Consider the following 6,881-nt stretch of genomic DNA (forward strand, 5'->3'; position numbering starts at 1 on the left):
TGGCGTGGTAATGCTGCGGGATTGCGGAAAACCGCCAGTTTACCGGAGTCGGCGGACGTCCCCGCGTTTTTCGGCGTGCGCCGCGCCGCGTATTCAGGGTGTGTCGGCCGCCGGCGCGGGGTCCGCCGCTTGCGTGCCGGGGAAGTACTTGTCGAGCAGCGCCTGCGCGATCGCATCGCTTTCCGCGTCCGGATTGCCCGCGTAATCGGACGGCCGGAAATGCATCTGGAACGCCGCGAACACGCGCCGCGTACGCGTGTCGAGCACGCCGTCGGTCGGCACGTCGTAGCCGTAGCGCGCGAGCTTGAGCTGCAATTCGCGCACGTCGACCGGCGCGTGCGGGTCGCGGCCGGCGAGCCGAGCGGCGACGGTCGCGTCGTCCGGCCATGCGCCGACGCCGGCTTGCGCGAGCGCATGCCAAGGAAACAGCGGGCCGGGATCGATCTTGCGTTGAGGCGCGATATCGCTGTGCCCGACCACGCGCGTCGGCGGAATGCCGTAGCGCGCGACGATGTCCTTCGACAGGCGGGTCAGCGCGTCGACCTGTTCGGGCGGATATGGCTGCCAGGTGCGGTGCTGCGGATCGAGCGGGCCGCGGTTCACGTTCTCGATGCCGATCGACACCGCGTTCAGCTCGGTCGTGCCCTGCCACTCGCTGACGCCCGCGTGCCACGCGCGCCGCGCTTCCGGGACGAGCTGGTAGATGACGGGCATCCCGCGTTCGGCGCGCGGCTGCGGCGGGATGACGTAATGCACGCTGACCGAGTCGCCCGTCAGCGTGCGCAGCGATTTCGTCTCGTCGCTTTCGGTGTAATGCATGACGAGAAAGCGAATCCGCGAATCGGCGCCGCGCGCGTGCAGGCTCGTGTCGGCGTAGTAGGTGCCGCGTTCGACGAGCGACGGCGACGTGCAGGCCGCCAGCAGGCCGAACACGGCGCAGCAGGCGCCAATACGAAACAGGGTCATCGGTCGCGGGTTCCGGAGAGCCGCGTGCCGCCTTGCATCGGGGCACGCGTCGTGCGGGTCATTCGACGCCCGCGCATCGCGCGCGGGACGGGCGGGTCGGCCCCGGGTCAGCCCCGGGGTTCAGCCCGAAGGTTCAGCCCTTCACGCGCCGCTGACGCACGGCTTCGTACAGGCAGACACCGCTGGCGACCGACACGTTCAGGCTTTCCACGCTGCCGGCCATCGGGATGCTCATCACTTCGTCGCAGGTATCGCGCGTGAGCCGGCGCATGCCTTCGCCTTCCGCGCCCATCACGAGCGCGACCGGGCCGTCGAGCTTCGTTTCGTAGAGCGTCGCCGACGCCTCGTCCGACGTGCCGATGATCCATACCCCCGCTTCCTTCAGCTCGCGCAGCGCGCGGGCGAGGTTCGTCACCGTGATGTACGGCACCGTGTCGGCCGCGCCGCTCGCCACCTTGGCCGCGGTCGCGTTCAGGCCGACCGCGCGGTCACGCGGGGCGATCACCGCATGCGCGCCGGCTGAATCGGCGACCCGCAGGCATGCGCCGAGGTTGTGCGGATCGGTGACGCCGTCGAGCACGAGCAGCAGCGCGGGCCCGTTGATGCCGTCGAGCAGCTCGGAGAGGTTCTGCGCAAGCGGCATGTCCTCGACGCGCGCGACGACACCCTGATGGCGCTCGGTGTGCGCGAGGCCCCACAGGCGCGTTTCGTCGGCTGCGATCAGCCGCACGCCCGCTTCCTTCGCGGCGTGCAGGAAGTCCTGCATGCGGCGGTCGCGGCGCGTCTGGTCGTACAGCACCTCCGCCACCGTCGATGCATCGTGCCGCAAACGTGCGGTCACCGCATGAAAACCGTAAAGAACCTTCAGACGTGACATGACTGGAACAACCTTCGATCAAACGTGCGGCCGCGCGACGGGCGCGGCCGCGATCCATGGAAAAGGAAAGCGCCGCGTGGCCGGCCGATGACCGGTGACGCGGCGTCTCTCGATACTGCAGGGCGTGCGCGTACGCCGCCCCGAACACTCAATACTTCTTGCGGGCGCGAGCCTTCTTCGCAGTCGGCTTCGCGGGTGCGCCACCGCCGGCACCGCCGCTCTTCTTCTTCGCGGCGCCACGCGCGGCGCGCGCTTCCTGCACCGCGACGCTCGGCGCGCTCGCGGCCTTCTTGCGACGCGGCACGGTTTCCTCCACCGGCGGCAGCGCACGCACGCGCGGGCCATTGCCGCTGCCATTGCGATCGATGCCGGCAGCCGGCGCGGGCGACGGACGCGGCGCCTTCACCGGCGTATCGCGCACGAGGCGGAAATCGATCTTGCGCGCATCGAGATCGACGCGGCTCACCTGCACGCGCACGCGATCCGACAGGCGATAGCGGATGCCCGTGCGTTCGCCGCGCAACTCGTTCTTGATCTCGTCGTACTGGAAGTAGTCCGAGCCGAGTTCCGTCACGTGCACGAGCCCTTCGATGAACAGCGTGTCGAGCTGCACGAAGATGCCGAACGACGTCACGCCGTTCACCATCCCGCCATACTCCTCGCCGAGCTTGTCGCGCATGAAGTAGCACTTGAGCCACGCTTCGACGTCTCGCGACGCCTCGTCCGCACGGCGCTCGTTCGCCGAGCAGTGCAAGCCGAGCTCTTCCCAGATCGCCGTGTTCGAGCGCGAGCGGTTGCGCGCTTCGTCGTCGGCCTGCTGCATCGCGCGAGCGCGCGGCGACAGCGCGGTGTTCAGCTCGAAGCCTTCCGGCGCCTTCGGCGTGTACTTCTTGCCCGACAGGATCGCGTAGATCGCACGGTGCGTGAGCAGGTCCGGATAGCGGCGGATCGGGCTCGTGAAGTGCGCGTACGCCTCGTACGCGAGGCCGAAGTGACCGATGTTGTCCGGGCTGTAGACCGCCTGCTGCATCGAGCGCAGCAGCATCGGCTGCAGCATCTGTGCGTCCGGCCGGTCGCGGATTTGCGCCATCAGCGCCGCGTAGTCGCTCGCATGCGGCTTGTCGCCGCCGCCGAGCGACAGGCCCATGCCGCGCAGGAACGCGCGCAGGTTCTCGAGCTTCTCCGGCGTCGGCCCCGCGTGCACGCGGTACAGGCCCGGATGCTTGTTGCGCTTCAGGAAATCGGCCGCGCAGACGTTCGCGGCCAGCATGCATTCCTCGATCAGCTTGTGCGCGTCGTTGCGCTGGCGCGGCACGATCTGCTCGATCTTGCCCTGCGAGTTGCAGACGATGTAGGTCTCGGTCGTGTCGAAGTCGATCGCACCGCGTTTTTGACGGGCGGCGAACAGCGACTTGTAGACGCCGTACAGATCCTGCAGGTGCGGCAGCAGATCGGCGCGGCGCGCGGCCTCCGGCCCCTTCGTGTTCGACAGCACGGCCGCGACTTCGGTGTACGTGAGGCGCGCCGCCGAATGGATCACGGCCGGGTAGAACTGGTAGGCCTTGATCTCGCCGCGCGCGGTGATCACCATGTCGCATGCGAGCACACAGCGATCGACCTGCGGATTCAGCGAACAGAGGCCGTTCGACAGCTTCTCCGGCAGCATCGGAATCACGCGACGCGGGAAGTAGACCGACGTGCTGCGCTCGAGCGCGTCGGCGTCGAGCCCGCTACCCGGCTGTACGTAGTGCGACACATCGGCGATCGCGACGATCAACCGGAAGCCGTCGCCGCGGCCGACCTTGACCGGCTCGCAGTAGACGGCATCGTCGAAGTCGCGGGCGTCCTCGCCGTCGATCGTCACGAGCGGCACGTCGCGCAGGTCGACGCGGAAACGCAGGTCGGCCGGGCGCACCTTGTCGGGCAGCGCCGCGGCTTCGTCGAGCGCCGGCTGGCTGAATTCATGCGGCACGCCGTACTTGCGCACCGCGATTTCGATTTCCATGCCCGGATCGTCGATATCGCCGAGCACTTCGACGACACGGCCGAGCGGCTGCGAATGACGGCTCGGGAAATCGGTCAGTTCGACGACGACGACCTGCCCGACCTTCGCCTTCTTCACGTTCTGGGTGATCAGGATGTCGTGGCCGATGCGCTTGTCTTCCGGCGCGACGATCAGCGCACCGTTCTCGTTCAGCAGGCGGCCGATCACGCGCTTGTTCGCGCGTTCCGTGACTTCGACGACATGCCCTTCCGGCCGGCCGCGGCGATCGTAGCCGACGATCCGCGCGAGCACGCGGTCGTTGTGCATCACCTTCTGCATTTCGCCGTTCGGCAAGAACAGGTCGTCCTGGCCGTCGTCGCGGATCACGAACCCGTAGCCGTCGCGATGCCCCTGCACGCGCCCGGCGACGAAATTCGACGGATGGGTCAACTGGTAGTGGCCACGCTTGTCGAGGCGGATCTGGCCGTCGCGCTCCATCGCGGCGACACGCCGGAAGAACCCCTCGCGCTCTTGACGCTTGATCGACAGGGCTTCTGCGATGTCGTTGGCGGCCAGCGGCGCGTCGCTCGTACGCAGCACGCCGAGAATCTCTTCACGGCTCGGAATGGGGTACGGATATTTGCTCAAGGGTTTGTCGATGATTGTTCTCGTTGCGTTGACTGATGGTGCACGGCATCAACATAGAGGTGTCCGTCAGACAGTTCTATATTGACGGCGGCGGGTCATTCTATCACCCGCCTGTGTCGCCCAAAGACGGGAATGCCGCCAGCACGCGCGGCGACGGCCTGTTTGCGGCGCATCGCAAAAAAGTGTTGACAGCGATAATTGGGGCGCTATAATTTCGCTTCTTTGCAGCAAGCAGCTACTGCAAAACGTGCCCAGGTGGCGGAATTGGTAGACGCACTAGGTTCAGGTCCTAGCGGTGGCAACATCGTGGAGGTTCGAGTCCTCTCCTGGGCACCACTTGATTTATAAAAAAGGTCGGCTTTTGCCGGCCTTTTTTCATTTCGGCCCAGGAAGCAAAGCGCCTGCGCGCTTTGCGCGAGGACTCAAAAGGCTGCGCTTGCAAGCGCAGCCGGGGTCGCGCATGTGTGACCGAGTCCTCTCCTGGGCACCATCTGTTTTCTAAAAAGGTCGGCTTCTAGCCGGCCTTTTTTCATTTCGGCGCTTGCATCGCGAGTGCCCGTCCTCGGCCCTTATGTCGGCCGCTCCGATCGATAGCAGAATTTATCGGTTATCAATCGCCCTCCCCGTTGTTACGTTAGCCGCCTCGCTTTCAACGCATCCAACGAGGAGCACCCTTCATGACGTCGATGAACCGCCGCGCATTCGCGCGCGCGATGCTGGCCGCGGGCCTCGCTGCCGCCGGTGTCCGCGCGCACGCCGAGAACGCGCCGGCCACGCTGCGCATCGGTTACCAGAAGTCGTCGACGCTGATCACGCTGCTCAAGACGCGCGGCACACTCGAGCAGGCGCTGACGCCGCTCGGCCTGCGCGTGTCATGGCATGAATTCGCGAGCGGATTGCCACTGACCGAAGCGCTCAACGTCGGCGCCGTCGACTTCAGCGCGGACGTGGCCGATACGGTGCCGGTCTTCGCGCAGGCCGCGCATGCGCGTTTCGTGTACGTCGCGCAGGAGGCACCTTCGCCGAAGGCGCAGGCGATCGTCGTCAAGCAGGACAGCGCGCTGCGCACGCTCGCCGATCTCAACGGCCGGCGTATCGCGGTCACGAAGGCGGCCGGTAGCCACTACCTGCTGCTTGCCGCGCTCGCCCGCGCGAAGCTCGCGCCCGCCGACGTGGCGATCCATTACCTGACACCCGCGGACGGCCGCGCCGCGTTCGAGCGCGGCAGCGTCGACGCATGGATCACGTGGGATCCGTATGTCGCGTCGGTCGACCGGAATCCCGACGTACGGATTCTCGCCGACGGCGACGGACTCGCGTCGTACCAACGCTACTACCTCGCGTCGAGCAGTTTCGCCGCCGCGCGCCCCGATGTCATCCAGATCCTGTTCGACCAACTGTCGCAGGCCGGCGCTTGGCTACGCGACCATCCGCAGGAGGCCGCGAACACGCTCGCGCCGATCTGGGGGCTCGATGCCGCGACGATCGCACGTGCGAATGCGCGACGCAGCTATCTCGTCCGCGCGGTGGTCACGCAAAACTTCGGTGAACAGCAGAAGATCGCCGACACGTTCCTTGCGGCCGGGCTGCTGCCCGCCCGCGTCGATACGAGCCAGGCGCAGCGCTGGAATTTCACGACGAAGCGCGCGGAGCCGGTTGGCGCGTGACGGTCGGCGGCGCAAGGCGCGCAATATTTTTGCCGCTCCGGATGAAATTGTGTTGACAGACTTCGCCGGCACGCTACAATAGCGGTCTTCGCACTGCAGTAAGCGAAACGTGCCCAGGTGGCGGAATTGGTAGACGCACTAGGTTCAGGTCCTAGCGGTGGCAACATCGTGGAGGTTCGAGTCCTCTCCTGGGCACCATCTGTTTTCTAAAAAGGTCGGCTTTTGCCGGCCTTTTTTCATTGCCGGTGCACAAATCGATATGCGTGCTCGCGTCGACGCATTTACCCCGCCGACATCACACCGCACATCGATAAGGCGCGTCAGCCGTCACGGGCCATGCACTCGCCGGTTCGGCAATCAAGCCACCCAGATTAATATTTTCGTCCGCCCCTCAAATTCTGTTGACAGATTCTCCGGGCACGCTAGAATAGCGGTCTTCGCACTGCAGCAAGCGAAACGTGCCCAGGTGGCGGAATTGGTAGACGCACTAGGTTCAGGTCCTAGCGGTGGCAACATCGTGGAGGTTCGAGTCCTCTCCTGGGCACCACTTGATTTATAAAAAGGTCGGCTTTTGCCGGCCTTTTTTCATTTCGGCCCAGGAAGTAAAGCGCCTGCGCGCTTTGCGCGAGGACTCGAAAGGCTGCGCTTGCAAGCGCAGTCGGGGTCGCGCATGTGTGACCGAGTCCTCTCCTGGGCACCATCTGTTTTCTAAAAAGGTCGGCTTCTAGCCGGCCTTTTT

4 protein-coding genes and 3 tRNA genes are annotated in these 6,881 nt (G+C 65.8%); 4 read left to right on the plus strand and 3 right to left on the minus strand.

The annotated features are described in order from the left end of the window. Positions 1–93 precede the first annotated feature (93 nt). From H3O04_RS32685 to rnr, 3 genes are all read right to left on the minus strand, one after another. Complete coding sequence (locus H3O04_RS32685) at positions 94–966, minus strand: N-acetylmuramoyl-L-alanine amidase (RefSeq protein ID WP_011545302.1); 873 nt, start codon at positions 964–966, stop codon at positions 94–96. A gap of 133 nt (positions 967–1,099) precedes the next feature. After that, positions 1,100–1,843 carry a 23S rRNA (guanosine(2251)-2'-O)-methyltransferase RlmB gene (gene rlmB / locus H3O04_RS32690; protein ID WP_011545301.1) on the minus strand — a complete coding sequence of 248 codons (744 nt, stop codon included), beginning with the start codon at positions 1,841–1,843 and terminating at the stop codon, positions 1,100–1,102. Positions 1,844–1,991: 148 nt separating this feature from the next. Further along, positions 1,992–4,475, minus strand: a complete 2,484-nt coding sequence (rnr, locus tag H3O04_RS32695; RefSeq protein WP_011545300.1) for a ribonuclease R — start codon at positions 4,473–4,475, stop codon at positions 1,992–1,994. A 249-nt stretch (positions 4,476–4,724) separates the two neighbouring features. On the opposite strand from rnr, the gene H3O04_RS32700 reads away from it, so the two are divergent. From H3O04_RS32700 to H3O04_RS32715, 4 genes are all read left to right on the plus strand, one after another. After that, positions 4,725–4,811: transfer RNA gene (locus H3O04_RS32700), tRNA-Leu, on the plus strand. Between the two features lie 341 nt (positions 4,812–5,152). Then, the gene (locus H3O04_RS32705; protein ID WP_011545299.1) at positions 5,153–6,142 is read left to right on the plus strand and encodes an aliphatic sulfonate ABC transporter substrate-binding protein; all 990 of its coding nucleotides are present in this window, start codon (positions 5,153–5,155) and stop codon (positions 6,140–6,142) included. Positions 6,143–6,253: 111 nt separating this feature from the next. Next, positions 6,254–6,340 (plus strand) — tRNA-Leu (locus tag H3O04_RS32710). Positions 6,341–6,602: 262 nt separating this feature from the next. Further along, positions 6,603–6,689, plus strand: a tRNA-Leu gene (locus H3O04_RS32715). Positions 6,690–6,881: the final 192 nt, after the last annotated feature.

The sequence above is a fragment of the Burkholderia sp. KCJ3K979 genome (genome assembly GCF_016759955.1).
GTDB lineage: Bacteria > Pseudomonadota > Gammaproteobacteria > Burkholderiales > Burkholderiaceae > Burkholderia > Burkholderia orbicola.

Coding starts and splice junctions, on each gene's coding strand:
- H3O04_RS32705 (WP_011545299.1), top strand. CDS start 5,153: ATGACGTCGATGAACCGCCGCGCATTCGCGCGCGCGATGCTGGCCGCG.
- H3O04_RS32685 (WP_011545302.1), bottom strand. CDS start 966: ATGACCCTGTTTCGTATTGGCGCCTGCTGCGCCGTGTTCGGCCTGCTG.
- rlmB (WP_011545301.1), bottom strand. CDS start 1,843: ATGTCACGTCTGAAGGTTCTTTACGGTTTTCATGCGGTGACCGCACGT.